The 24,170-nt window shown below is 68.0% G+C and carries 22 protein-coding genes; 14 read left to right on the forward strand and 8 right to left on the reverse strand.

The genetic code is table 11. From position 1 onward, the window contains the following. Window positions 1-5 precede the first annotated feature (5 nt). Together LZ199_RS25240 and LZ199_RS25245 are read right to left on the reverse strand one after the other, a co-directional pair. The gene (locus tag LZ199_RS25240; RefSeq protein ID WP_253996300.1) at window positions 6-1,622 is read right to left on the reverse strand and encodes an acyl-CoA carboxylase subunit beta; all 1,617 of its coding nucleotides are present in this window, start codon (window positions 1,620-1,622) and stop codon (window positions 6-8) included. 4 nt (window positions 1,623-1,626) lie between these two features. Then, window positions 1,627-3,336 carry an acyclic terpene utilization AtuA family protein gene (locus LZ199_RS25245; RefSeq protein ID WP_253996301.1) on the reverse strand — a complete coding sequence of 570 codons (1,710 nt, stop codon included), beginning with the start codon at window positions 3,334-3,336 and terminating at the stop codon, window positions 1,627-1,629. 100 nt (window positions 3,337-3,436) lie between these two features. Here LZ199_RS25245 and LZ199_RS25250 point away from each other — a divergent pair, with 100 nt between their 5' ends. The 6 genes from LZ199_RS25250 to LZ199_RS25275 all read left to right on the forward strand — a co-directional run bounded on the left by LZ199_RS25250 (window position 3,437) and on the right by LZ199_RS25275 (window position 10,137). Beyond that, on the forward strand, window positions 3,437-4,069 hold the full coding sequence (locus LZ199_RS25250) for a TetR/AcrR family transcriptional regulator (RefSeq protein ID WP_407667246.1): 633 nt from the start codon (window positions 3,437-3,439) through the stop codon (window positions 4,067-4,069). A 66-nt stretch (window positions 4,070-4,135) separates the two neighbouring features. Further along, window positions 4,136-5,014, forward strand: coding sequence for an SDR family oxidoreductase (locus LZ199_RS25255; protein WP_253996303.1), 879 nt, complete (start codon window positions 4,136-4,138; stop codon window positions 5,012-5,014). A 215-nt stretch (window positions 5,015-5,229) separates the two neighbouring features. Then, the gene (locus LZ199_RS46755) at window positions 5,230-7,179 is read left to right on the forward strand and encodes a tetratricopeptide repeat protein (protein WP_253996304.1); all 1,950 of its coding nucleotides are present in this window, start codon (window positions 5,230-5,232) and stop codon (window positions 7,177-7,179) included. After that, window positions 7,160-8,212, forward strand: coding sequence for a ComEC/Rec2 family competence protein (locus LZ199_RS25265; protein ID WP_253996305.1), 1,053 nt, complete (start codon window positions 7,160-7,162; stop codon window positions 8,210-8,212). Before LZ199_RS46755 ends, LZ199_RS25265 begins: the two co-directional genes overlap by 20 nt. Window positions 8,213-8,297: 85 nt before the next feature. Further along, window positions 8,298-9,782: a DUF1570 domain-containing protein gene (locus LZ199_RS25270; protein WP_253996306.1), complete on the forward strand. Its 1,485-nt coding sequence runs from the start codon at window positions 8,298-8,300 to the stop codon at window positions 9,780-9,782. A gap of 148 nt (window positions 9,783-9,930) precedes the next feature. Then, window positions 9,931-10,137, forward strand: a complete 207-nt coding sequence (locus LZ199_RS25275; RefSeq protein WP_253996307.1) for a hypothetical protein — start codon at window positions 9,931-9,933, stop codon at window positions 10,135-10,137. 86 nt (window positions 10,138-10,223) lie between these two features. Here LZ199_RS25275 and LZ199_RS25280 read toward each other — a convergent pair whose 3' ends face one another. Beyond that, window positions 10,224-10,484 carry a hypothetical protein gene (locus LZ199_RS25280; protein WP_253996308.1) on the reverse strand — a complete coding sequence of 87 codons (261 nt, stop codon included), beginning with the start codon at window positions 10,482-10,484 and terminating at the stop codon, window positions 10,224-10,226. Window positions 10,485-10,815: 331 nt separating this feature from the next. Here LZ199_RS25280 and LZ199_RS25285 point away from each other — a divergent pair, with 331 nt between their 5' ends. Together LZ199_RS25285 and LZ199_RS25290 are read left to right on the forward strand one after the other, a co-directional pair. Then, window positions 10,816-11,421 carry a TetR/AcrR family transcriptional regulator gene (locus LZ199_RS25285; RefSeq protein ID WP_253996309.1) on the forward strand — a complete coding sequence of 202 codons (606 nt, stop codon included), beginning with the start codon at window positions 10,816-10,818 and terminating at the stop codon, window positions 11,419-11,421. Then, window positions 11,418-11,960, forward strand: a complete 543-nt coding sequence (locus tag LZ199_RS25290) for a DoxX family protein (protein ID WP_253996310.1) — start codon at window positions 11,418-11,420, stop codon at window positions 11,958-11,960. The genes LZ199_RS25285 and LZ199_RS25290 overlap by 4 nt, the downstream gene beginning before the upstream one ends. 4 nt (window positions 11,961-11,964) lie before the next feature. Here LZ199_RS25290 and LZ199_RS25295 read toward each other — a convergent pair whose 3' ends face one another. The 3 genes from LZ199_RS25295 to LZ199_RS25305 form a co-directional block, all read right to left on the reverse strand. After that, entirely contained in the window at window positions 11,965-12,552 is a 588-nt protein-coding gene (locus LZ199_RS25295) for a hypothetical protein (protein WP_253996311.1), read from the reverse strand. Then, on the reverse strand, window positions 12,549-13,286 hold the full coding sequence (locus LZ199_RS25300) for a hypothetical protein (protein ID WP_253996312.1): 738 nt from the start codon (window positions 13,284-13,286) through the stop codon (window positions 12,549-12,551). Before LZ199_RS25300 ends, LZ199_RS25295 begins: the two co-directional genes overlap by 4 nt. A 221-nt stretch (window positions 13,287-13,507) precedes the next feature. Next, window positions 13,508-16,906 (reverse strand): amidohydrolase family protein, encoded by a 3,399-nt coding sequence (locus tag LZ199_RS25305; RefSeq protein WP_253996313.1) that lies wholly within the window; start codon window positions 16,904-16,906, stop codon window positions 13,508-13,510. A 187-nt stretch (window positions 16,907-17,093) separates the two neighbouring features. Here LZ199_RS25305 and LZ199_RS25310 point away from each other — a divergent pair, with 187 nt between their 5' ends. The 4 genes from LZ199_RS25310 to LZ199_RS25325 all read left to right on the forward strand — a co-directional run bounded on the left by LZ199_RS25310 (window position 17,094) and on the right by LZ199_RS25325 (window position 21,001). Continuing rightward, window positions 17,094-17,543, forward strand: a complete 450-nt coding sequence (locus LZ199_RS25310; RefSeq protein WP_253996314.1) for a PaaI family thioesterase — start codon at window positions 17,094-17,096, stop codon at window positions 17,541-17,543. A 1-nt stretch (window position 17,544) separates the two neighbouring features. Next, entirely contained in the window at window positions 17,545-18,003 is a 459-nt protein-coding gene (locus tag LZ199_RS25315) for a PaaI family thioesterase (RefSeq protein ID WP_253996315.1), read from the forward strand. 117 nt (window positions 18,004-18,120) lie between these two features. Next, window positions 18,121-18,891, forward strand: coding sequence for a DUF4142 domain-containing protein (locus LZ199_RS25320; RefSeq protein ID WP_253996316.1), 771 nt, complete (start codon window positions 18,121-18,123; stop codon window positions 18,889-18,891). Between the two features lie 160 nt (window positions 18,892-19,051). Further along, window positions 19,052-21,001 carry a sulfatase-like hydrolase/transferase gene (locus LZ199_RS25325; protein WP_253996317.1) on the forward strand — a complete coding sequence of 650 codons (1,950 nt, stop codon included), beginning with the start codon at window positions 19,052-19,054 and terminating at the stop codon, window positions 20,999-21,001. A 72-nt stretch (window positions 21,002-21,073) separates the two neighbouring features. Here LZ199_RS25325 and LZ199_RS25330 read toward each other — a convergent pair whose 3' ends face one another. Next, window positions 21,074-21,370, reverse strand: coding sequence for a pilus assembly protein N-terminal domain-containing protein (locus LZ199_RS25330; RefSeq protein WP_253996318.1), 297 nt, complete (start codon window positions 21,368-21,370; stop codon window positions 21,074-21,076). Between the two features lie 374 nt (window positions 21,371-21,744). Between LZ199_RS25330 and LZ199_RS25335 the strand changes: the two genes are divergently transcribed. Beyond that, window positions 21,745-22,791, forward strand: coding sequence for a tetratricopeptide repeat protein (locus LZ199_RS25335; protein ID WP_253996319.1), 1,047 nt, complete (start codon window positions 21,745-21,747; stop codon window positions 22,789-22,791). Window positions 22,792-22,993: 202 nt separating this feature from the next. Then, the gene (locus LZ199_RS25340; protein ID WP_253996320.1) at window positions 22,994-23,725 is read left to right on the forward strand and encodes a class I SAM-dependent methyltransferase; all 732 of its coding nucleotides are present in this window, start codon (window positions 22,994-22,996) and stop codon (window positions 23,723-23,725) included. Window positions 23,726-23,807: 82 nt separating this feature from the next. Here LZ199_RS25340 and LZ199_RS25345 read toward each other — a convergent pair whose 3' ends face one another. Further along, entirely contained in the window at window positions 23,808-24,152 is a 345-nt protein-coding gene (locus LZ199_RS25345) for a hypothetical protein (protein WP_253996321.1), read from the reverse strand. Window positions 24,153-24,170: the final 18 nt, after the last annotated feature.

The raw sequence follows: 24,170 nt of genomic DNA on the forward strand, positions 1-24,170 counted from the left end.
TCCTCTCACAGGCGTGCGACTCCGAAGCTGTTGGGATTGACCTCGCGTCGACCCGCCTCGCGGCAGATGGACAGGACGAAGCCGAGCACCCGCCGCGTGTCGCGCGGGTCGATGATGCCGTCGTCGAACAACCGCGCCGACGCGTTGAAGGGGTGCGACTCCTTGTCGAACTGGTCGACGATGGGCTGGGTGAAGGCGCGAATGGCCTCCTCGTCCACCACCCCACCGTCACGCGCGAGCTTCTCGCCGAAGACAATCGACATCACCTTCGCCGCCTGCTCGCCGCCCATGACGGCCGTGCGCGCGTTGGGCCACGCGAAGATGAAGCGCGGATGGAACGGCCTGCCGCACATTCCATAGTTGCCCGCGCCGAACGAGCCACCCACCAGCAGCGTCACCTGCGGCACCGTGGCGTTCGCCACCGCCTGAATCATCTTCGAGCCGTGCTTGACGATGCCGCCCTGCTCCGGCTGAGTCCCCACCAGGTACCCCGTGGTGTTCTGGAGGTAGACGATGGGCGTGCCCGACTGGCAGCAGAGCTGGATGAACTGCGCCGCCTTCGTCGCCCCCTTCGGGCTGATGGGGCCGTTGTTGCCGATGATGCCGATGGGCGCACCGAAGAGGTTCGCCCACCCGCAGACGGTGTGCGTGTCATAGGCGTCCTTGAAGCCCGTGAAGTCGGAGCCGTCCACGAAGCGCGCGATGATTTCGCGGCAGTCGTAGGGCTTGCGGTAGTCCGCGGGGATGGCGCCGCACAGCTCATCCGGCGAGTAGCGCGGCTCCTCGTAGAGCGTGGGCGCGGCCGCCGCCAGTCGCTCGTTCCAGCCGAGCTTGGACACGATTTCGCGCGCCATGCGGATGGCGTCGGCGTCGTCCTCGGCCAGGTAGTCCGCGGTGCCCGCGACGGTGGCGTGCATCTCCGCGCCGCCCAGGTCCTCGTCGGTGGCGACTTCGCCCGTCGCGGCCTTGAGCAGCGGCGGACCGGCGAGGAACACCTTCGCCTTCTTCTTCACCATCACCACGTAGTCGGACAGGCCGGGCAGGTACGCGCCACCCGCCGTGCTGGAGCCGTGGACCACGGTGATTTGCGGGATGCCCGCCGCGGACATCCGCGCCTGGTTGTAGAAGGTCTCCCCGCCCGGGATGAAAATCTCTTGCTGGTACATGAGATTGGCGCCGCCGCTCTCCACGAGCGACACCATGGGCAGCTTGTTCTGCAGCGCGATGGCCTGCCCGCGCAGCGCCTTCTGCACGCCCCAGGGCGACGCGGTGCCGCCCTTGATGGCGGAGTTGTTGACGAAGACGAAGCAACGCACGCCGGACACGTAGCCGATGCCCGCGATGCTGTTGCCACCCGCCAGCGAGCCATCACTGTCGTCGTGGTAGCCGTATCCGCACAGCGTGGACAGCTCCAGGAAGGGCGAGCCCCGGTCCAACAGCATCATCAGCCGCTCTCGAGGCAGCAACTGGCCACGCTTGTGGAATTTCTCGGTCGCCTTGTTCTCGGTGGCGCGGACCTTCGCCTCCACGCCCCGCAGCTCCGCGAGGCGCGCCAGCATGTCCGCGCGCTGTGCCTGGAACGACTCCGAGCCCGTGTTCACCCGCGATGTGATTCTTGGCATCGGCTCAACCCTCTCCTTCACGAAGCAGCGACTCGGGGATGTCCACGTGGCGCGAGCGGAGCCACTCCCCCAGCGCCTTGCCCTGCGGGTCGAAGCGCGTCGATGACGACACGCCCTCGCCCAGAATCCCGTCGACCACGAAGTTCACCCCTCGGAGCTGGGGGAAGTCGTGCCGTTCAATCGGATAGGCCGCCGTCTCCGGAAGCAGCTCGCGCAGCTTCTCCGCCGTGAGGAAGTGCGCCAGCCAGCGCCAGGCCGCGTCCGTCCGCGCCCACACGCCGATGTTCGCCGTGCCGCCCTTGTCACCGCTGCGCGCCGCGACGATGCGCCCCAAGGGTGCCCGCCGCGTGGGGCCCGAGGGCAGCGCCTCCGGCAACGCGGGCGGCTCGACAGGCGCCAGCTTCAGGGACTGCTCCGTGGGCGGGATGAGGGTGCGCGCGCCATCCGGCAGCACGGCGACGTGCTCCACGCGCTTCGCGTCGACATAGGCCGGCGTATAGACACCGTACGGCGCGCCATCCGACGGCGGCGCCGTCATGGTGAAGCCGGGATAGGTGCCCAGCGCCAGTTCGACGGCGGCGCCACTGAAGGAGCGACCCACGAGTTTCTGGTCGGCGTCCTTCACCACGACCCGCAGGAAGGCCGCGGCCTGTTCCTCCGTGGCGGCGTCCTCGCGGTCCGTGCGCACCAGCGTCCAGTGCGTCTCCTTCGGCTTGCGAGTGAGCGCCGCCTCCATCTGCCCGCGGATGAGCGCCGCCTTCTCCTCGATGTCGAGCCCCACCAGGATGAACGTCGCCTCGTTCTTGTAGCCACCCAGGTGGTTGAGACACACCTTCACGGTGGGCGGAGGCGGCTCGCCCTTCACTCCAGAGATGCGCACGCGGTCCTTGCCGTCATCCGCAAGGGTGATGGAGTCGAACCGCGCCGTCGCATCAGGTCCCGCGTAACGGGCTCCGGTGATTTCGTAGAGCAACTGCGCGAGCACCGTGTCCACCGTCACCGCGCCGCCCGTGCCCTCGTGCTTGGAGATGACGGACGAGCCATCTGCGTGCAGCTCCGCCAAGGGGAAGCCGGGCCGGCGGACATCCAGCTCCTTGAAGAAGGAGTAGTTGCCACCCGTCGCCTGCGTGCCGCATTCCAGGACGTGGCCGGCCACCATGGCTCCGGCGAGCTTGTCCCAGTCGTCCCGCTTCCAGCCGAAGTGCGCGGCAGCCGGGCCCACCACCAGCGAGGCGTCCGTCACGCGACCGGTGACGACGACGTCCGCTCCCGCGCGCAGGCTCTCCGCGATTCCCCAGCCACCCAGGTACGCGTTCGCGGTGATGGGCGAGCCGAGGCCCAGCTCGTCCGCGCTGCCGGAGAGGTCATCTCCCTCCACGTGCGCGATGCGCGCCTTGAGGCCCAGCTTGTCGTTCAGCTCGCGCAGCGCCACCGCGAGGCCGGACGGATTCAACCCGCCCGCGTTCACGACGACCTTCACCTTCTTGTCCAGCGCGAGCCCCAGGCACTGCTCCATCTGCCGGAGGAACGTCTTGGCGTAGCCGGTGGACGGGTCCTTCATCCTGTCGCGGCCGAGAATCAACATCGTCAGCTCGGCCAGGTAGTCGCCCGTGAGGACGTCCAACTGGCCGCCTTCGAGCATCTCCCGGACGGCCGAGAACCGGTCTCCATAGAAGCCCGAGGCATTGCCGATACGGAGGGGGGACTCGCTCATGCGCTCTCCACGTCCAGCCTGAATGCGGGCAGTGTGGGAGGGCGTCCTTAAAAAAGCAAGCGCGCTTGCTTTTTTCGAGGGTGCCTTTCAAGCTGGCTTCGTGAGCGAATCACCGCCCCCGGGCAGACAGGAACAGGAGCGCAGCCGGGTGACCCGGCAGCGCTTGATGGAGGCCGCCATCGGCGCCCTGTCGGAGCTGGGCTGGGCGGGCTCCACCATGACGGTCATCGCCGAGCGAGCGGGCGTGTCTCGCGGCGCCTGTCAGCACCACTTCCCCACGCGAGGCGACCTGGTCGCGGCGGCGGTGGAGTACGTGGGGCACCAGCAGGTGGAGGAGCTCAGTCGGAGAGCGGCCCGGCAGCCAGCGGAGGCACGGCGGACGGAGAGCATCCTGCACATGCTGGCGGGCTTCTACACCCAGCCCCTCTTCGCGGCGGTGGCGCAGCTCTGGGTGGCGGCGAGCGCGGACGCGGAGCTGCGCGCGCAGCTGTTGCCCGTGGAGGCGAAGGTGGGGCGAGAGGTGCACCGGCTCACGGTGGCGCTGCTCGGCGTGGACGACCGCGAGCCGGAGACGCGTGAGCTGATTCAGGCGACGCTGGACCTCATCCGGGGCCTGGGGCTCGCCAACCTGCTGCGGGACGACAGCGCGCGCAGGAAGAGGATTCTCCACCGCTGGTCGCTCACACTGGAGGACGCGCTGCGTTCCCGGCGGGGCCGGAAAGCGGGAGACTGACGCCGCGAGGCGTCCACGGACACCACGGGCCCTTTCGCCACGCACGGGGCCACTTCGGGAGACGACATGGGTTACCGCTCTGTATTCGCACCGGGTTGTTTCAAGGGACAGAACATCGTCGTGACGGGAGGCGGCAGCGGAATCGGGCGCTGCACCGCGCACGAGCTGGCGGCGCTCGGCGCGCACGTCGTCCTGGTGGGCCGCAAGCTGGACAAGCTGGAGAAGGTCGCCGCGGAGCTGCGCGAGGACGGCGGCGAGTGCTCGTTGGAGACGGTGGACATCCGCGATGAAGAAGGCGTGAAGGCCACGGTGGCGCGCATCGTCGCGGCGCGCGGGCGCATCCACGGCCTGGTGAACAACGCGGGCGGGCAGTTCCCGTCGCCGCTGGCGGCCATCTCCAAGAAGGGCTTCGAGGCGGTGGTGGCCACCAACCTCACGGGCGGCTTCCTGATGGCGCGCGAGGTGTATCTCCAGTCGATGAGCAACCACGGCGGGTCCATCGTCAACATGCTCGCGGACGCGTGGGGCGGGATGCCGGGGATGGGGCACTCGGGCGCGGCGCGCATGGGCATGCTCAACCTGACGCAGACGGCGGCGGTGGAGTGGGCGGCGACGGGCGTGCGCGTCAACGCGGTGGCGCCGGGCTGGGTGGCGTCGAGCGGCATGGACAGCTACCAGGACGAGGGCGTCAAGGCGCTCATCCCGCTGTTGAAGAAGGAAGTGCCGTTGCAGCGGCTGGCCACGGAGGCGGAGGTGAGCGGCGCCATCGTGTTCCTGCTCACGGACGTGGCGGCGTTCATCACCGGCGAGGTCATCAAGATTGACGGTGGCGCGTCGTGCAACACCAAGATTTTCCCGCTGGAGGAGACCTCCGCGTCCAAGCCGTACGAGGGCTTCCACCGCGCGGCGACGCCTCGCATCCTGGCGGGCGACGAGAAGGAGTAGCCCCAGCCAACCCGGGAACCAGCGCCAGAGTGGACGGGCATGCTTGAGAACGTCAGGTCGTGAGCGAATGCGACCTGCTCACCAGCGACATGCGCGTCGTTGGCCCATGATAGAAGCGTGATGAAGGAGGTCACGTGAGCCAGCAGCTTCCCCCCTTGGCGGTCAGGGATGCCACAGCGGAGGTCTTGCGCCAATTGAGCGAGGGGGCAAGTACCGTGGTGCTCTCGGGCCCGGTTGGCGCGGGAAAGTCGTCGACGCTGCGCGAGCTCGCCTCGCGCAAGCTGGCCGACATCAAGGACATCATCCTGATTGCACCGCCACGGGATGAACAGAGCCTTGACGCGGGCCCCGTTGCACTCGTCGACCTCGCGGCACAGCTTGACGACGACAAGCTCCTGAAAACGGTCAAGCGCAGCGACATCACGTGGAAGGGCAAGCTCCTCAACGTGGCCAGTCAGTTGACGTCGCGCGCGCCACGCACCCTGATTCTGTTCGACGAGCCCTTCCTTCCACCCGCACCCAGTCCGCTCTCCTCGGTCTTCTCCGACCGCGCGGCGGACTTCTCCCGAACCATCCTGGGCATCAAGGGACTCAAGAAGGTCGTCGCGACCTCAAGCTCCCTGCCCGAGGCACGAGAAGTCATGGTGGCCAGGCGCTCCACCCCGGAGGATGTCCTCGCCGCCGGAGCCTGGGGCGATGCGCTGTCATCCGCCGCGGAGCAGGTGCTGCGAGTCGGCGGTGGAGAGCTCGCGGAGCAATCTCCCCTGGAGCTTCGGCTTCGGGTGGGACTCGTGGCCACCGGAGCCAGCGCGGCCAAGGTCGTCTCCTCCCAGTATGCGCTCCACAAACTCCTCAACCAATTGCTGGGGCAGATTGGAGAGGGAGAAGCAGAGCTCAAGAAGGTCCTGGGGCGACTGGCGCTCCTTCGGACGCCTTTCGACCACGAAGCCCTCGACGACATGGGCGCGCAGCAGTTGCCTGCGCTCTGTCAGCAACTCTTGCGGCACGTCCTCCTCTTTGGAACGCCCGAGCAGCTCCTTCTTCACGAAGCCATCGCCCTGGAGGCGGCCCAATGGCAGTGGCTCACAGGTGGCGAGCGTCTGCAGGCCCATCGGAAGGCGGCTCGCTACCACGATGCGCGTTATGAGCACAGCAAGGGCAAGTATTGGGTCCGCAAGGCCGTGCGACATGAACTCGAGGTCATCCATCACCTGACACAAGCCGGGGATGCCTCACGCCTGATGGAGCGGTCTCTCTTCTTCGTCGAGCAATATGACGCCCTGGGCAGGGTGCTCAGCCAGCAGCATCGTCATGAAGAGGCCATCCATGCCTATGAGCGAGCGCTCGCGCATGACTCCGACGACGCCTACGCCAACCACTATCTCGGCTACAACCTGGACATCCTCGCGAGGGAGCCACAGCGCGTCGAGACGCAATTCAAGAAGGCCATCCACGGCAACCGCGAGCACGTCTGGTATCACAGCCGGTTCATCAACTTCCTTGTGACGCGCGGACGGGTACGTGAGGCTCGAAGCGCCTGGGAGTCAGCTCTCGCGGTCCTGCTCTTCTCGGGCTCGTCGACGAACGAGCAGCTCTATCGACAGCTTCATGGTGAACTCGCGCGCCTGCTCCTGCACCGAGGTCAGCTCGAGTTCGCACGCGAGGTGCTCGACGACGTCCCCTTGTCGATGCGTGAAGGACTACCCTGGTATCGAGCGCTTCAGCGACTCCACGCGGCGCTCCAGGTGGCGGCAGCGGGTGATGAGGTCTTCCCCCCCAACATCCCCCTTTCGGAGCAATGGAATGGACCCCATCTCCTCCACAGGGCGTCAGACAAATCCCGGGTGGAGCGATGGCTCCCGGGGCGCGTCGCAGCCGCCGCAACGGATGAAGTCCATCTCCGGGTCGCGCAATTACCCCACCGGGGAAACGAATCACCCTTCGCCTGGTACGACTTGAGCCTCGAGCAATACCGGAACCTGACTCAAGACTTGAGGGACCGCGAGGAGGTTCCCTCCGCGGGAACGTTCGTGGAAATCATCAAGCTCCAGGGCGAAGCGGAGTTTCTCCGGAGCCATCCTGTCGTCCCCTTCGAGGCGCCCGACCTTCCGTCACTGTTCCCGCCACCAGACAGGTATCTGAGACGTGGACCTTCCAGCACTTGAGGACGCTTCCCTTCAGCTCTTTGTCTTTGGTCCAGGCGTGGGTGAGCTGGTGGTGGTGCGAGCGCCCCCAGGAAGATGGCTGGTGGTGGATGGCTGCTCCGTGGGAGGGCGCCACTATGGCCAGCAGTTGCTGGACCACTATGGCGTGACCCCGGACTTCGTCATCCTGACGCACCCGCACCTCGACCACGCAAAGGGCGTCGCCGAGGTCATTGACGCCGCGACGACCGACCCAGACCCGAAAACCTGGCCGCGAATCGGTCTCGTATGGCCTCGCGACGAAACAACCCCCTCCGACCTCTCGCACCTGACTCACTATTACGACAGCGGCGTCGCGGAGCAGGCCGTCAGCGCCATCTTCGACCGTTGGGAGCGAGTTCCCTCCTGTCGCTTGAAGCTCGACCAGGGTGACGTCCTCCCTTTCGGCGAGGCCAGGCTCAAGGTGTTGTCGCCCGCGCCCGCAACACGCACCGAGGCAGTCCGGCGATGGACCGCGAAGCAGGACTTCGATTCGAATCGCCTCTCCACCGTGCTGCAGGTGGAATGGGCGGGGCTTCGCATCCTCCTGGGTTCGGACCTGGTGGAGATTCCGGGTGCCGGATGGACAGACGTCCTCGCGTTCGACGCCGAGGCGCCTCGACATGCCGCGTTCAAGGTGGCTCATCACGGCTCGACGAAGGCACAGCACCCCGCGGTGTTGACACGCATGGGGCCAGACGATGAACCCACCTGGGTAGCCACGCCCTACGCGACCAAGCGCCTCCCAGGGTTTCAACCCGGGGAAGGCGGGGCCGTCCTCTTGGGACACGTGCCGAAAATCCACCTCACCGGAGTCCCTCGGGCCTTCCAGAATCAAGGAGTGACGCCCTCCAGCTATCGACTCTCCGACCTCCAGGGGCCCGCTCAAGGGCTCAAGCGCGATCCCCCAGTCACCGGCTTTCCTGACTGCCTCGTCGCCCTGAGCTGGAAGGCCGGAGGCGGACCTCCAACGGTTCATCATGGAAAGGGAAGCCTCACCGTCGAACGAGGCTGACTTCATGCCCGGGCCTCACGCCTCCCTGCCCTCCCCTCGGCGCGTCTCTTCTCCTTCTCCTGGCGTTCATGCCAGAACCCCGCGCATGAACTTCCACGTTGTCTTCATGAGCCTGGTCCTGGCGCTCTCCACCGGCTGCGCTGGCTCGCGCGCGATGTGTCCGCGTGAAGGCGGGCGGCCCTGGACCGAAGTCCAGAGCGAGCACTTCCGCATCCAGACGAACCTGACGCCCCAGGCTGCCACCGAGACGGCGCTCGAGCTGGAGAAGCTCCGCCGCGCCCTGCTGCTGGCGTGGGGGACGGACTTCAATCCCCCCGGCTCCGTGGACGTCATCCTCCTGCGCAACGCCGATGAGCTGAAGGAGTTCATCCAGGGCAACTACGTGGGCTTCGTGGCACCGACGCAGCAGGGCACGCTGCTCGTCATGTCGGGCGAGGGCTATGTGCTGGACGACGGGCCCGAGCAGGAGCTGCAGACCCATGAACTGGCGCACGAGCTGAGCCGACACGTGCTGCTGCGCCAGTCCCGGTGGCTGGCGGAGGGGCTCGCCCAGTATCTGCAGACCACCCACGTCAAGGTCAGCACCCAGGAGGCCGTGCTCGGCCGGGCGAACAAGAACAGCCTGGACTATGTGCGCCAGCACGGCTGGCTGGATGTCGACGAGCTCTGGGCCTGGGACCAGAAGGAGTCGATGAGCGCCGCGGAGACCCAGCAGCACTACGCCTCCGCCTGGGTCTGGGTGCACTACCTCATCAACATGCACCCCGACCGCTTCGACGAGCTGCAGACCCGGCTGGCCCGCGCCGAGGACCCGCGCGGCGCCTGGGACCTCGCCTTCAAGGATTCGGGAGACCTGCGAGGGGACCTGCGCACGTTTGTCTGGAGCGGGCGCTCCGCCATCCTCACCTTGCCCCTGCCCCCCGTGCCCCGGGACGTCACCGTGCGCGAGCTGGACTCCGCGGATGTCCACGCCCTGCGCGGGCGCATGCACCTGCATGGCATTGGCGCACGGCCCCAGGAAGAGCGGCTCCAGAAGGCGCGCGCCGAGGTGGAGCAGGGCCAGAAGGAGGACCCCGTCAGCGTGAGCGTCGCCGTGCTCGCCGCGCAGCTCCAGCCAACCCCCCAGGAGCACCTCGCTCGCGCCCGCACCCTGGTGCAGGCACACCCCGACGATGGTCGCGCCTGGGATTTGCTGGCGGAGCACCTAGACCCGAACAGCGAACGCCAGACGCTCGAGCAGGCCCGACAGCGTGCCGCCGAGCTGCTGCCCAAGGACTCACGCATCCTCGCCAGCCTCGCCGCGCACTACCAGCAGACCCAGCAGCCCGAGAAGGGACTCCCCGTGGCCCGTCGCGCGGTGGAGCTCGCACCGGGAGACCCCTACGCGCTGACGCTCCAGGCGGCGATGTCCTTCCAGCTGAACCGCTGCAAGGAGGCGCTCGGGCTCCAGCGCCGCGCGCTGGACATGCTGCACGAGTCCACCCCGGACTCCTACCGCAAGCAACTGCGCGACAGGCTCCAGCTCTTCGAAGCGAAGTGCGGGGCCAACACCCACAGCGCCTCGCCCTGAGCATGACAAGCGCGGCCGCGTCAGCCCGTCTGACACGGCCGTCCTTCGTATTTCACTTCCACCGCGCGGTGGCGCCTCGCATCCAGAAGTAGCGCCTCGGACAGCGAGGAGCGAAGCGGGCAAGCCGCGCCCGACCTAGAGTAGGGCCATGGATATGCGGGACCTGCTCCGGCAGTCTTTTCCCAGCCATGGGCCTCACTGGGACGCCGCCATCGAGGCGGGCGTGGACGTGTCCCTTCTGCTACAAAATCTCGAGCTCACTCCGACGGAGCGCATCGAGCAGTTACAGCGAATGACGGAGCTGTACGAAGCACTCCGCCCCAAGGATGTGAGCAGCGATGCAGCGGACTCCTGAGATTCTGAGGCTGTTGCTCGATGCACAGGTTCAGTTCGTCATCATCCGCGCTGACTCCACCACTTCGTGAGACTCGCTCAGGTCATTCAGGGGGTCTGACAGGGACGTCGCAGGCGCTTCACGGTGAGCTTTGAATCCACCCAGCTCACCTCCCCGGTCACCTCGCACCGCCAGCCCTCGGACGAGCGCATCCGCCTGAAAATCTGCCCGGTGATGGGGATGTATTCGTGGAACCCATCACACGAGGGCATCCTGGCATTCCTCGCGATGGTGAGCGTGATGGAGAGCAACGCACGCGCACGGCCTGGCTCGCTCTCGATGCCGTGGCGCTCCCCCTCCAACACCATGAAGTTGAGCTCGTCCTCCGACAGCTCACTTCCATGGACACCGCTGTACAGGACCGTCGTGCTCCTGGATGACCCTGGCGGATAGCGCGGGTCATCCAGCCTCCACGGCAACAGGCAGCTCGTGCCCTGCCGTGACGAGCCCCCACCTTCCACCCACCCACATGTGTCGCCTCCTGCCGGCCAGGCCCACAGCCAGCGTGGGCACCTTCGACACCCGTGCCCTCGAGGCCGTTCCCATCCACGTCACTCGAACTTGACCACTCGTCCAACAATCGTTATTTGAACGAGCGTCCAAGAACGCGCGGCCCCTCGGGGCTCGCGAGGAGTGCGCATGGGGCGACCCAAGACTTTCGATGAGGACGCGGTGCTGGACCGCGCCATCGAGCAATTCTGGACGACCGGCTACCACGCCGTGTCGGTCCGGGATTTGGAGACGGGGACGGGCGTCCTGAAGGGCAGCCTCTACGCCGCCTTCGGTGACAAGCGCGCGCTGTTCCTCGCCTCGCTGCGCCGCTACGCGGACCAGAGCGCCGTGCAGATTCGAGAGCTGCTGTCCCATGGCGCCAATCCCCGCGCCGGCCTGGAGCACTACCTGCGCGTGCGCGGCAAGGGCTGCACGGGGCCGGGAAGGACGCGTGGCTGCCTGCTCGCCAACACCGCGGCGGAGGTCGCGCCGCATGACCCCGAGGTGCGTGCCGTGGTCGGACAATCCTTCGCGAAGCTCGCCGCCGCCCTGGAGCCCGCAATCGTAGAGGCCCAGGAGCAGGGACTTCTCAGCCGACGACATGACGCGCATGAGCTGGCCGCGCACCTCGTCGTGCTCGTGCAGGGAATGAGCGTGGTGGGCAAGACAGAGCCTGACTCCGCGCTCGTCCGCTCCTCCCTGCGCTTCGCCCTCTCGCTGCTGGAAAACGACGCTCCGGAGAAATCCCGATGACGCTTCAACTATCCCACTTCCTCGTCGACCCTCGTCCCGCCAACCGCTCGCTGTCCACGGGCCTGCTCGTGCTGCGGGTCCTCACCGGCGGGCTCATGGCCCTCCACGGCGCGGGGAAGATGGTGACGCCCTTCACGTGGATGGGAGAAGGCGCGCCCGTGCCTGGCGTGCTCCAGTTCCTCGGCGCCGCCGCCGAGTTCTTCGGCGGGCTGGCGTGGATGGTGGGCGTCGCGACACCGCTGGCAACGCTGGGCGTCGCCGTGACGATGCTCGTGGGAATCGTCATCGCGCACATTCCATTCGGTGACCCGTTCATCCGGCTCAGCGTCATGGGCGTCACCACCGGCCCCGGTGAGCCGTTCGGTGGGCTGCCCACCTGGCTCGTCCGCGCGGGAGGGCGCAGCGCGGGTGGCTCCGGCTCCTCGGAGCTGGCGACGCTGTACATCGCCGTGTCCGTGCTGCTGCTCACCGCGGGGCCCGGGCGCTTCTCGCTCGATGCGCTGCTGTCGCGCAGGCTCTCGGCTCGCGCCGCCGCGTGAGCCTTCAGCGGGGCGCCGCTCCCGCATCCGTACCGCCATCCGTCCACCAGGAGGGAACAGGCTGGAGCGGCTTGCCCCACGTCGTGTCTCCCACGGGGATGCCGGCGTCAGCAGACGTGCCCGCATCGGACTCCGTGCCCGCATCGGGCGTGGACCCGCCCGGCACCAACGTCTCCGGCTCTCCGTCGAAGCGCCGCCGGAGAATGCGCCCATCCATCCCGACGGCGTACGCCGCGCCACCATCCAACATGCGGGGCTCCGCTCCGCACGCGGTGGGGTTCGCGGAGATGCTCACGAAGAACACATCCCCCTGTCGGAGCACGCGATACAGGTACGACTCCTGCCGGTTCCAGCACGAGCGCTCGCGCGACTCCAACGGCAGGAGGTCATTGGCGGCAATCGAGAGCGCGCCGAGCATCGCGCCATCCAGGACATAGGGTTGTCCCTCCGCGGCCAGGGAGATGGCGTCCTGGCCTGGCGTGTCCGGGAACTGGATGGACGGGTCCCCTGGAGGATTCGCGGTGCGAGCCCCCGCGTGCCGGACACAGCTCGACACGAGCAGCAGCAGCAGGGGAAGGAGCAGATGTTTCATGGCGTCTTGCTCCCCTCGCACGGCGAGTTCTTCTTCTGCACGGTGAATGTTCGTGTATCAGCATCCGACCAGCGCACCGAGCCCGTCTGCTCGCACTGCCAGTTCGCCCCGCCGCGCGTCCACTTCAACAACTGCCCCGTCAACGGGATGTACTGGTGGAAGCCGTCACACGACGGCTCCGACGCGTTTCGAGAGAAGAAGGCGACGACGGAGAGCCGCAAGCGCCCATCCTTCGTCTCGCTCTCGAAGCCGTGCGCGAGCCCCTCCGAGACAATGAACCGGATGTCGTTCTCCGTCAGGCTGCTGCCATAGGGATGGTTGTGCAGGGCGTAGATGTATCGGATGGCGTCGGGCGGATAGCGCGGATCATCCACCCAGGAGGGGAGCAGACAGCTCTTGCTCCGCTGCAACGGGTCGACTCGCGACTGGTCCGTCAGCTTGCTCACGACGTATTGCTGGTCCGGCGTGTAATACATCCAGGCGCAGTACTCACTGGAGACACGCCACCGGACATCGAAGTCCTGGTGGTCCCGAGCGCCCGCGCTCGAGTTCGGCTTGGTGAGGATCTTCCGACAGGCCGCGAGCAGGGCGCTGGAGGGCGAGCTGAACGGCCCCAGCATCGGCCCCGGGAGCTTGTCCAGGAATGGCGCACCCGGCGCGGGACGGACGATATCGGGGTCCGCGACCTGGGGCGACGAACACCCGCCCGCCAGCAGCGAACAGGCCAGGGCCATCCCAAGCCCTTGAACTTTCACCGACATCTTCCACGGCCTCCCAATACTGCCCACGCTGCCCAGGCAGTTTAGGAGGGACTACACCTACATTCAAGACAAAGCCGACAATCCATGAATAAGCGGAAACTGCGGGACGGTGTCGAGGTGGCCTTTTCCGACGGGAGCGGCCACGGGCTCCGGGAGACACACGCCCCCGGAGCCTGCGTCACGTCAGCTGACGCTCAATCGCACTCGTGCGTATGCGTGTGCGCGGTGGCCTTGGGGCTCCAGCCCTCGTTGCCGTCCTTCTCGAAGAAGAACTTCGCGCGCTGGCGCTGCCGCGTCCCCACCTCGTTGAGCGTGGCCGCGTCGAACAGCCGCCCGTTCACCATGGTGAAGCGCACCGCGCGGCTGTTCATCAGGTCCTCCAGCGGGTTCTTGTCCAACACGATGAGGTCCGCCAGCTTCCCCTCCTCCAGCGAGCCAATCTCTCCATCCATGCCCAGGTAGCGCGCGCCACCCAGCGTCCCCGCGCGCAGCGCCTGCAAGGGCTTCATCCCGCCCTGGCCGAACATCGACAGCTCCCAGTGCGCCGCCAGGCCCTCGCGCTGTCCATGCGCGCCGAGCTGCACGCTCACGCCCGCGTCGTTCAGCTCGCGCGCCGTCCTCGCCGCATCCAGGTGGTTCAGCTCATCGTCCGGCACCATCGTCCGCCGGCGGCTGCGCGAGTCCACCACCCGCCGAGGCACGAAGGACAACAGCCGCTCGTCCTGCCAGACGTTCGTCTTCTGATACCAGTAGTTCTCACCCCAGTTGCCGCCGTACGCCACGCCCAGCGTCGGCGTGTAGCCCGTGCCGCTCTTGCCCCAGAGCTGCTTCACGTCCGCGTAGATGCGCGCCACCGGAATCGCGTGCTCCACGCCCGTGTGCCCATCCACCACCATGGACAGGTTGTGCTGGAGCAGCGAGCCGCCCTCCGGCACCACCAGCATGTTCAGCTCCCGCGCCGCCTGGAGCACCTTCTGCCGCTGGTCGCGGCGAGGCTGGTTGTAGCTCTTCACGCTGAAGGCCCCCATCGCCTTCATCCGCCGCAGGTGCGAGCGCGCATCGTCCAGCGTCTCAATCGGCGTCCGATAGCCCGCGCCCGCCGCGCCATACAGAATCGTCCCCGTGGAGAAGATGCGCGGAGACAACAGCCCTCCCGCGCGCCCCAGCTCGCTCGCCGCGAACACCTCCTCCGACGAGTTCGACGGGTCATGCAGCGTCGTCACACCGAAGGCCAGCGACGCCGCCTGCACCCAGCTCTGCTCCGGCATCAGCCCTTCCACGCCCATGGCTCCGTGCCAATGCACATCCACCAGGCCCGGCATCAGCGTCTTGCCCTTCACGTCGATGACCTTCGCCCCCGCGGGCACCTGCACCTTGCCCACGGGCCCCACCGCGACGATGCGGTTGCCTCGCACCACCACCACGCCCTGCTCCAGCACTTCATCACCCTTCATCGTGATGACCCGCCCGCCCACCAGCGCCACCGTGCCCTCCGGCACGTCCGCCTTCACCTGGAACGACAGGTCCACGCCCTTCTCCGGCACCGCCGGCAGCTTCTCCGGCGCACCCTCCACGAAGGTGAAGGACTGATTCAGCGCCCGCGTGAAGAGCTCGGGCCCCAGCGCCCAGTGCAGGCCCTTGCTGTCTCCGGACCAATGCAGGTACTCACCCGCGTCGCGGCTCACCTTCGCCACCGGCAGCGCCTTCGCCTCGGGACCCACCGTCGCCGCCTTCGCGCCCTTGGGGAATGGCGTGATGAAGGCGTTGAAGTTCTCCCGGAACGCCACCCACCGCTCGTCCGGTGATACGCGCAGCTCCGTCGCCTCCGCGCTCGACAGGTGCGAGCGCTCCTCGCCCCCATCCAGACCCACGCTCTTCAAGGAGCGCACGTCCTCCTTCTCCTTGTGCTCCACGTGCAGGAAGTACACGCGGTCCGAGCGCGCGCCGAAGTGCGGCTGCTCACCGTCGCGCGCCAGCCTGCGCGGCGTGCCTCCCGACGCGGACTGCACGAAGAGGCCCGTCTCCCGGCTCCACTGCCCGGGCATCAGGTAGCCATCCCCCGTCGCGCGGTACACCAGCGACTTCCCATCCGGGCTCAGCGCGGGCTCCACGTAGTAGCCCGGCTTCGACGTCAGCACCTTGCCCTCGCCGCCCGTCGCGGACACCACGCGGATGGCGCCCAGCTTCTCGTCGTCCCACGTCGTGTAGACGATGGAGCGTCCGTCACGGGAGAACGACGGGTAGAACTCCAGGTGGTCCTCCTGCTTCGTCAGCCGCTTCGGCGCGCCACCCGGCAGCTCCTTCACGTAGAGCTTGCCCAGCGACTGGAACACCACGCGGTCGCCCTTCGGTGACACCTGCACCCAGCGCAGCATCTTCGTGGCGAAGCGCTCCGGCGCCACCGCCTGCGGCGAGCGCACCGCCTCGAAAATCGTCCGCGTGCCCTTCACGTGGAAGGGAATGGGCGTCACCTTCTTCGTCGCCACGTCGATGCGCTGGAGCTTGCCGCCCGCCCAGAAGACAATCGCCTTGTCGTCCCGCGTCCACGCCAGCGTCGGGTACACGCCGTGGATGGCCCACGTCTCCTGCATGTCCCTGTCCAGCCCCTCATACAGCGGACGCTCCGCGCCGGAGGCCACGTCCGTGACGTAGAGCACCGACTTCGTCCGCACGCGGCGGATGAACGCGAGCTGCTTGCCGTCCCGCGACGGCGTCGGACGGATGGAGCCACCCGGCCCGGTGACGAAGGGGTCTATCTCCTTCGTCTCCACATCCAACCGCTGGATGGCGTAGATCTCGCCGTTGGGGTCCTTGTTGTATTCGAACGTCTTGCCCGGCGTGACGTCCTGGCTGAAGTAGATGTAGCGGCCGTCGGGAGAGAAGACGGGCTCGCCCAAATCCTTCTGCTCGTTGGCGCGCTCGGTGAGCTGCACGCCCTCGCCGCCGGAGCGGTGATACATCCACACCTCACCCGCGCCCAGCGAGCGCCGCGAGGTGAAGTGCTTGCGCGCGATGAGGAACTGTCCGTCCGGACTCCACGCGGGGCTGTTGAGCAGGCGGAACTTCTCCTGCGTCACCGCCTTCGCATCCGAGCCATCCCGCTTCATCACCCAGAGGTTGTCGCCGCCGCCCCTGTCACTGGTGAAGGCGATGGACTTGCCGTCCGGACTGAAGCGCGGCTGCATGTCCCACGCGACACCGGAGGTCAGCGCGCGCGCCTCGCCTCCCGCCAGCGGCAACACGTAGATGTCGCCCAGGAGGTCGAAGACGAGCTCGTCCCCGCTCGGGCTCACATCCACGTTCATCCACGTCCCCTCGGTGACGTCGATATCCACCTGCTTCGCGGGGAACCCCGGAGCGTCCACCTTCCAGGCGTCCTTCTCCTTGTCCTCCTTGGCGCTCGCCTCGGCGGACGGGGCGTTGGGGTCCACCTCCACGGCGCGGCCGGCTTCGCGCGCGGCCTCGTCCTTCTTCGGGGGAGCAGGCAGCGGGTCCTGCCGGGCGGCGGGAGGAGGAGTCGCCGCGGGCTGCGCGGCGAAGAGCGTGCCCGGTACCAGCAGGGCGACGCAGAGAGCGGAAGTCAGTCGTTTCACCGGAGGTCCTCGTGATGGGGGACTGCGCGAGACACGGCCGTGCGGGGCGGAGAGACTACCCGGCCCGGGGACGACAGGCTCGGCGCGCGTGAACAGGGGAGCGGGCAGGCCTCTTCCTGAGCGGCCGACAAAGGCTCGACGCGAAACGTCACGCGCCATCCGGACGTGATTCTGTTATCCGCTCCCCATGTCGGACTTCACCCTTCCCGAAGACAAGGCAGGGCGGCTGGAACGCTGCGCCCTGTTCTACTCGGACATCGTCCCCCACAACCACGCCCTGGGCCTGAAGCTCCTGGACATCGGCGACGCCGAGGCCACCGTGGAGCTGCCCTACGCGGACTTCCTCGTCGGCAACCCGGAGACGGGCGTCATCGCCGGCGGCGCCGTGACGACGCTCATCGACGCGGCCTGCGGCTCCGCCGTCATCCTCAAGCTGAATCGCATCCAACCGCTCGTCACGCTGGACTTGCGCATCGACTACCTGCGCCCCGCACGCCCCCACGTCCCCCTCATCGCCGTGGCCGAGTGCTACCGCAGCACGCGACAAATCGCCTTCGTCCGCGCGCTTGTGCACCAGGGCGACAAGAGCAACCCGGTGGCCTCAGCACAGGGCACCTTCATGCGGCTGGAGGAATGACATGAGCGACGCCAAGTCCCCTTCCGCCCTGGCCGAGCTGGTGCACCACGTGCGCAAGACGCGCGAGTACGGCCAGCTCACCGACGCCATCCCCTACACGCGCTTCATGGGCATCGGCGTGGAGAACCTGGCCGGGGAGATGCTCTGCCGGATGCGCTACACGCCCAAGCTCATCGGCAACAGCTTCATCCCCGCGCTGCACGGCGGCACGCTGGGCGCGCTGCTGGAGTCCTCCGCCATCTTCGAGCTGCTGCTCCAGGCGGAGACGCCGCGCGTGCCCAAGGTCATCTCCCTCACGGTGGACTTCCTGCGCTCGGGCAAGGCGCAGGACACCTTCGCGCGCGCCTTCATCACCCGCCAGGGCCGCCGCGTGGCCAACGTCCGCGTCGAGGCCTGGCAGGACGACCGCACCCGCCCCATCGCCAGCGCCCACGCGCTGTTCCTGCTCGCGGAGCCCTGACGTCGTCGGGTGGCAACCGGGGACGGAGCCCCCGTCCGCTCCCCTGGTGTTCCCTGGTCATGGGTGTTTCGCCATCGCCACCTTGTCACCGGGACGTTCACACCCGGGAGGCTGGCGATGATGCGATGGAACAGTTGGCTGCTGATGGGCGCGCTCGTGCTGGGCGGCGCCGCGGGAGCACAGGACAATCAGGGCGCGAAGGCTTCGGACACGCCGACGACCCAGGGCGACGGCACCGGCGACAGCCAGGGCATGATTCGCATGGGCGAGGGCGAGGCCATCGACCACGCCGAGGACATCCAGAAGGACCCGAGCGCCTGGCCCGGCACGGGCGGCTCCGGCCAGCCCGACGCGCAGGCCTCGAAGTGGATGAAGGACGGCCTGCTGCCCATCCCCACCGAGGAGAAGGCCTTCCTGGAGGAGCTGCACCACGCCAACCAGATGGAGGTGCGGATGGGGAAGCTGGCGCAGACGAACGGCACCTCCCAGGCCGTGAAGGACTTCGGCGCCCGCATGGAGCGCGAGCACGGAAAGGCGGATGAGAACCTGCTCGCGTACGCGAAGACGAAGCAGCTCCAGCTGGGTGAGCCGAAGGCGGACTCGTCACTCGCCAAGACGATGCAGAGCGCGGAGCACGCGACGATGGAGAAGCTGCAGGCGCTCCAGGGCCCCTCGTTCGACCGCGCCTACCTGGCCGCCATGGTGGGTGACCATGACGTGGACATCGCCAAGGTGATGGCCGGGCAACAGCAGTTCGCCGACAACACCGCGCTGAAGGCGCTGCTCGACAACCTGCTGCCCCAGCTCCAGCAACACCGGCTGAGCGCGTATCGGCTGCTGGGCCAGGAGACGCCGCGACAGGCGCGACAGGCTCCGCGCGGGCGCTGAGCTCCCAAAGCGCGTCCGGGGTGAACGCACCCGCGTTCCCCCGTTACGCGTGACATCGTGGGCAGGCGCCAGGACGCAGGGCATCGGGCGGAGGGGACCGTGGGCACGGTGGGTGCAGTCTCCGGCCCCCCTCCCCGCCTCATTCCGGAGCCCTGGCCCCATGCCCGAAGCCTCGCGTCCCAACATCCTCCTGCTGACGGTGGATCAGCTCATGTTCCCCCGGTTCGCCTACGGCCCCGAGGGTGGGTTCCTGCCGGGCATCAAGGACATCCTCGGCTTCATCGACGAGGGCGGGGACGACAATCCCTACCAGAAGTTCTTCCCCGGCTTCACCGCGCTGCGGACGAACGCCGCCGTCTTTCGCAACCACACCATCGCGACGTCGGCCTGCATCCCCAGCCGCGCCGCCATCTACACGGGCCAGTACGGCACGCGCACCGGCGTCACGCAGACGGATGGCCTGTTCAAGAGCGGCGACGCCGCGGCGTTCCCCTGGTTGGAGCCCGACGGGATTCCCACCATCGGACACTGGTTCCAGAAGGCCGGCTACCACACGCACTATTTCGGCAAGTGGCACGTCAGCAATCCGCCGGACCACTCGCTGAAGCAGTACGGCTTCGATGACTGGGAGCTGTCCTATCCGGAGCCGCATGGCTCCTCCGTCAACAACCTGGGGACGTTCCGCGACATGGGCTTCGCGGACCTCGCCTGCACGTTCCTGCGCAGGATGGCGCTGGGTCAGCCCTACAACCGCGCGCTCGCCCAGCAGTCCTATTCGGCGCCGCTCGCCGCCGGGCCCTCCACCGAGCCGCAGCCGTGGCTCGCCGTCGCGTCCTTCACCAATCCCCACGACATCGCGACGTATCCCATCCTGCCCCGGCAGCTGGACTCCGAGTCGCGCCCGCTGGGTCCGCTGCACGTGCCGTCCCAGACAGCGCGCTCCGTGACGCCCGTCGCGGGCAGCCTCTCCATCCTCCTCAACCCCCAGGACTTTCCGCAGGAGAACGCGCACCTGCCTCCCAACGTGCACGACTCGCTCGTCAACAAGCCGAGCTGTCAGCGCGACTACGCGTACAAGATGGGCCTGGCGCTCGCGGCCAAGACGGGGCTCGTCCTGCATCAGGCGAACGAGAACATCGACGCCGTCAGCGTCACCCTCAACTCGGGCATCCCCTTCCAGCTCACGGCCGCCCCGGATGTGTCCACCCTGCGCTTCGTGCAGTACTACACGTGGCTCATCCACGTGGTGGACGCGCACATCGCCCAGGTGCTGAAGACGCTGGACGAGAGCGGCCTGCGCGAGAGCACCCTCGTGATGTTCCTCTCCGACCACGGTGAGTACGCCGGCGCGCACGGCTACCTGATGGAGAAGTGGCACACCGCCTATCAAGAGGCGCTGCACGTGCCCCTCGTCGTCCAGTTCCCTCCGAAGAAGGACGTCGCGCCGACGACGCGGCAGATTGAAGCGCTCAGCAGCCACGTGGACGTGCTGCCCACGCTCCTGGGGCTCGCGGGCATCGAAGGCGTCGCGCTCGACGCGATTCGCACCGACTTGCGGCTGCACCGCCCGGTGCCTCCCTTCGTCGGCGCGGACCTGAGCCCGCTGGCGCGCGGGGAGACCACCACCGTGACGGAGCCGGACGGGACGCCGCGCGCCGGAGTGCTCTTCATCACCGATGACGAGATTACGCAGACGCTGCCGCACACCGGCGACCCGCACCAGGCGCACGACGACGCGCTGTTCAACGTGTTCTCGCGTGCAGTCGACGCCCTGCGCGAAGGCACCACGAAGGCGGGGAAGGTGCCGGAGCTCAAGCCCGGCGCGGTGTGCCAGCCGAACCACGTCCGGTGCGTGCGCACGCCGCGCTGGAAGCTGGCGAGGACGTGGGACCCTTCTGGTGAGTACGCCGACCAGTGGGAGCTCTACGACCTGCGGAACGACGCGCTGGAGCTGGAGAACCTGCTCGTGTTCGACGGGGCGTTCCCCACGGTCATCTCCACGCTGCCCAAGGGACTCACCCGCGAAGAGGTCGAAGCCGCCGCGCGCGAGACGCACGCCCTGCTCGGGAAGTACGAGCTGGAGAAATTGTCTCCCTGGCCCGCGCTGTAGTCACAGGCCCGTGGTGAGTGCGGAGCCCGCCTGTCCACCGTCGACATGCGGGCTTGCTTGCGTGAGCGCGGCCTATTTCTTCTTCGCCGCGCCTTCCGTCACCACGACGGAGTACGCCAGTCGCTCACCGTTGCGCTTCCACACCAGCAGCGTCGTGGTGCCCGCCGCCTTGCCGGTGACTTCAATCTTCCCCTTGCCGAGCGTCTTCACGTCCGCTGTCTCTGGGTCCCCCAACGCCAGCCGCGTCAGGTCCTGCAGGTCGAGCACGCGCTGCTCCCCCGCCTTGAGTTCGATGCGCTCCTCCGCCGCCGCGCTCGTGCCCACCAGCGCCAGCGCCATCAGCGAGAGTCCCACCAGTCCGTTCCGCATGGGGTGTGTCCCTTCCATGAGTGAGTCGAGGCACGTTCGTCGCGCCTTACTTCGGTGACACCCGCCGCCACCGGATGTCGCACGCACACCGCGAAATAGTGGGCCGGCCGACACGTCCGACGGGCCCTGGCGGATGGAAGCAGGCTTTCATTGTTACAGCGCGGGGCTCCTTTTCTACAGGGTCCCCCTTACGTCGCGAGCCTGGGTGCGCGGGTCGCCTCACCCTGGAGTCCGCGGAGGATGGTCGCCCGAAGACGCGCTTTCACGCCATGGACCAGTGCCGCCGGTGGGCAGTGGACCGTTCATGCAGACACGCGTGCCTCGGCATGTCCCCTGCTTTCCCCCGCAGGGCATCCGTTCCGGAGGACAGGACGATGAGCGAGCGCGCACAGGCCCAGTTGAGAGCGTTGAAGGAAGCCGCGCAGGTGTTGTTCGTCCAGGGGCGGTACGCCGAATGCGCGGAGGTGCATTCGCGCATCCTCCGCATGGTGCCCAAGGACCCGAACGCGCGCGTGCGTCACGCGGAAATCTGTCGTCGCGCGGGAGACAGGCAGGCCGCCATCGCGTCGTATCGCACGGCGGCGGAGCTGCTGCTCGCGCAGGGCTGTGAGGCTCGGGCTCGCGCGTCCCTTCGCGCGGCGCTGGAGCTGGACCCGAGGGACCCCGTGCTCCTCTCTGACTTCACGCGCATGGGACAGGCGACGCTGCCGCCCTCGACGGCGCTGGAGGACGAGCGACTCTACAGTCACGTCACGGTGAGCGAGGCTCCGGTGGCGGTGGCTCCGCACATGGAAGCCCGAGTGAAGACTCCGCCGCCCCCGCCTCCACCGTTCGTGCTGCGCGCGGCGGAAGAGACGCGTGTGTCCGGGCCGCTGCCCTCCGCGCCGGCCATCGCGCCGGTGCAGGTGAAGCCACCTGGGCCCGTGACTCGGGCACCCGTGCCCTCCGCGCCAGCGATGCCGAGCTCGTTTCCGCCTCGCGGTGCTGTCGCGCCACGACAGGTGGAAGCGCCGCGTACAGTGTCCCTTCCCGTGGTGAAGGGGACACTGGTTCCGGAGCAGACCCACGCGACTCCATGGCCGAGCGTGCCCATGGCGCCCGCCCAGGCACTGCACGCCACCGCGAGCGCGGGGGCTCCCGTTCCTCACGAGCTGCCCAAGGTGCAGGTGAGCGCGAGTCTCTGGACCACGGGCGCTCCCGTGACGGTGACTCCCGTGGCGGCCTATCGGCCGGAGCTTCGGTGGCTGAACCCCAACACCGTGGCCCTGAGAGCCTCGCCGCAGTCTCACTGGGTCATCATCCGCGCGGAGGGTCCGTTGTCCTTGAGCCGCATGGAGACGCTGCCCATGCCCGCTCGCGACGTGTCCTCACCTGCACCCGTGGCCTCCATCGAGGACAGCTCCCTGCTCATCGCGCACTGACGAACGCGGGACTCCCTCATCCATGTCGGCGACAACGGATCCGCGTGTCTCGTGGACCGTGCACGCGTTCCTCCGCGCTTGCCTCTCGTGGCTCGCCGAGGCCGTACGCTCGCAACCGCGCGGTGCGCCCACGTCAGCGGTGAGTCCCGGCCCCGGGACTTGCCCCGCGCCACGCCCTCCGACCACGATGGGCGTCCCTCCCATGACGCCCATCTCCCTTCGAGAGACGCTCGCCTTCGTCGCGCACTCCCTCTCCAGCCGCCGCCGGGTCCTGGAGGTGGGCTGCGGTGATGGCTCGCTCGCGGGCCTGCTCGCCTCCGCGGGCCATGACGTCGTCGCCATCGACACGCGCCTGCGCGACACCCCGCGCCCAGCGCTCGTGCGCTTCGAGCAGGTGGACCTGCTGCGCTTCACCTCGGCACAGCCCTTCGATGCCGTCCTCGCGGTGACCGTCCTCCACCACCTCACGCCGCTCGAGGCATGCGTGGCGCGACTGCACGAACTGCTCGTTCCAGGGGGCCTGCTCGTCGTCGATGACTTCGACCTGGCCGCCCCGGACGAGGCCACCGCGCGCTGGTACTACGACGCCCAGGACCTGCTCGCCGTCGCCGGACGCTTCCCCACCGACGCCGTCCACGGCGCCGCTTCCGAGCCACCCCTGGAGCGCTGGCACCACGAGCACGAGCACCATGACGAGCCACTCCACACCAGAGCCGCGATGCTCGCCGCGCTCGACGCAGGAGGCTTCGACGTCTCCGAGGTGACGCGCGGGCCCTATCTGTTCCGATATCTGGGGAGAGGCGTCACCGAGGCCCACGACGACACCGTCTCCGGTGAACGTGTGGCCGAGCACCTGCTCACCGTCGAGCAACGTCATCTGAAGGAGCGCGCGCTCCAGCCCGTGGGCCTGCGCATCCTCGCCCACCGTCGCTGACACGCGCCTGGCGGAGCGCCTCCGCGAAACGGGGGCGCCTCCAGCCTTCAGGCTTCACACCAGGACACGCGCCGCGCGCGGACTACATCGGCACGGACTTCTTCGGGTCGAAGCGCTTCTTCTCGTGCGTCGCCGGAGGCTGTGCGGCCTTCTCCTGCTCCGCCGTCTTCGCCGGCTCCGGCTCGCGGCTCTCCAGCACCGGGGCCTCCGCCGCCTTCTCCTCCGGCATCTGCGCCTTCACCGGCGCCTCGCAGTGCCCGCCCTTGCGGTTGGGATGGCAGTGCCGAATCCCATACACGTGGTGACAACCGCACGCGTCAACCCGCTTCTTCGCGCAGATCGACGGATTGAACACCGGCCCCGCCAACGAATCCGCCGGCACCGCCTGCAACGCAACCGCCAGGAACATCCCACCGAGGAAACCCATCGCCCACCCCCTGCCTGG

Origin of the sequence: Myxococcus qinghaiensis (genome assembly GCF_024198215.1) — a bacterium.
GTDB lineage: Bacteria > Myxococcota > Myxococcia > Myxococcales > Myxococcaceae > Myxococcus > Myxococcus qinghaiensis.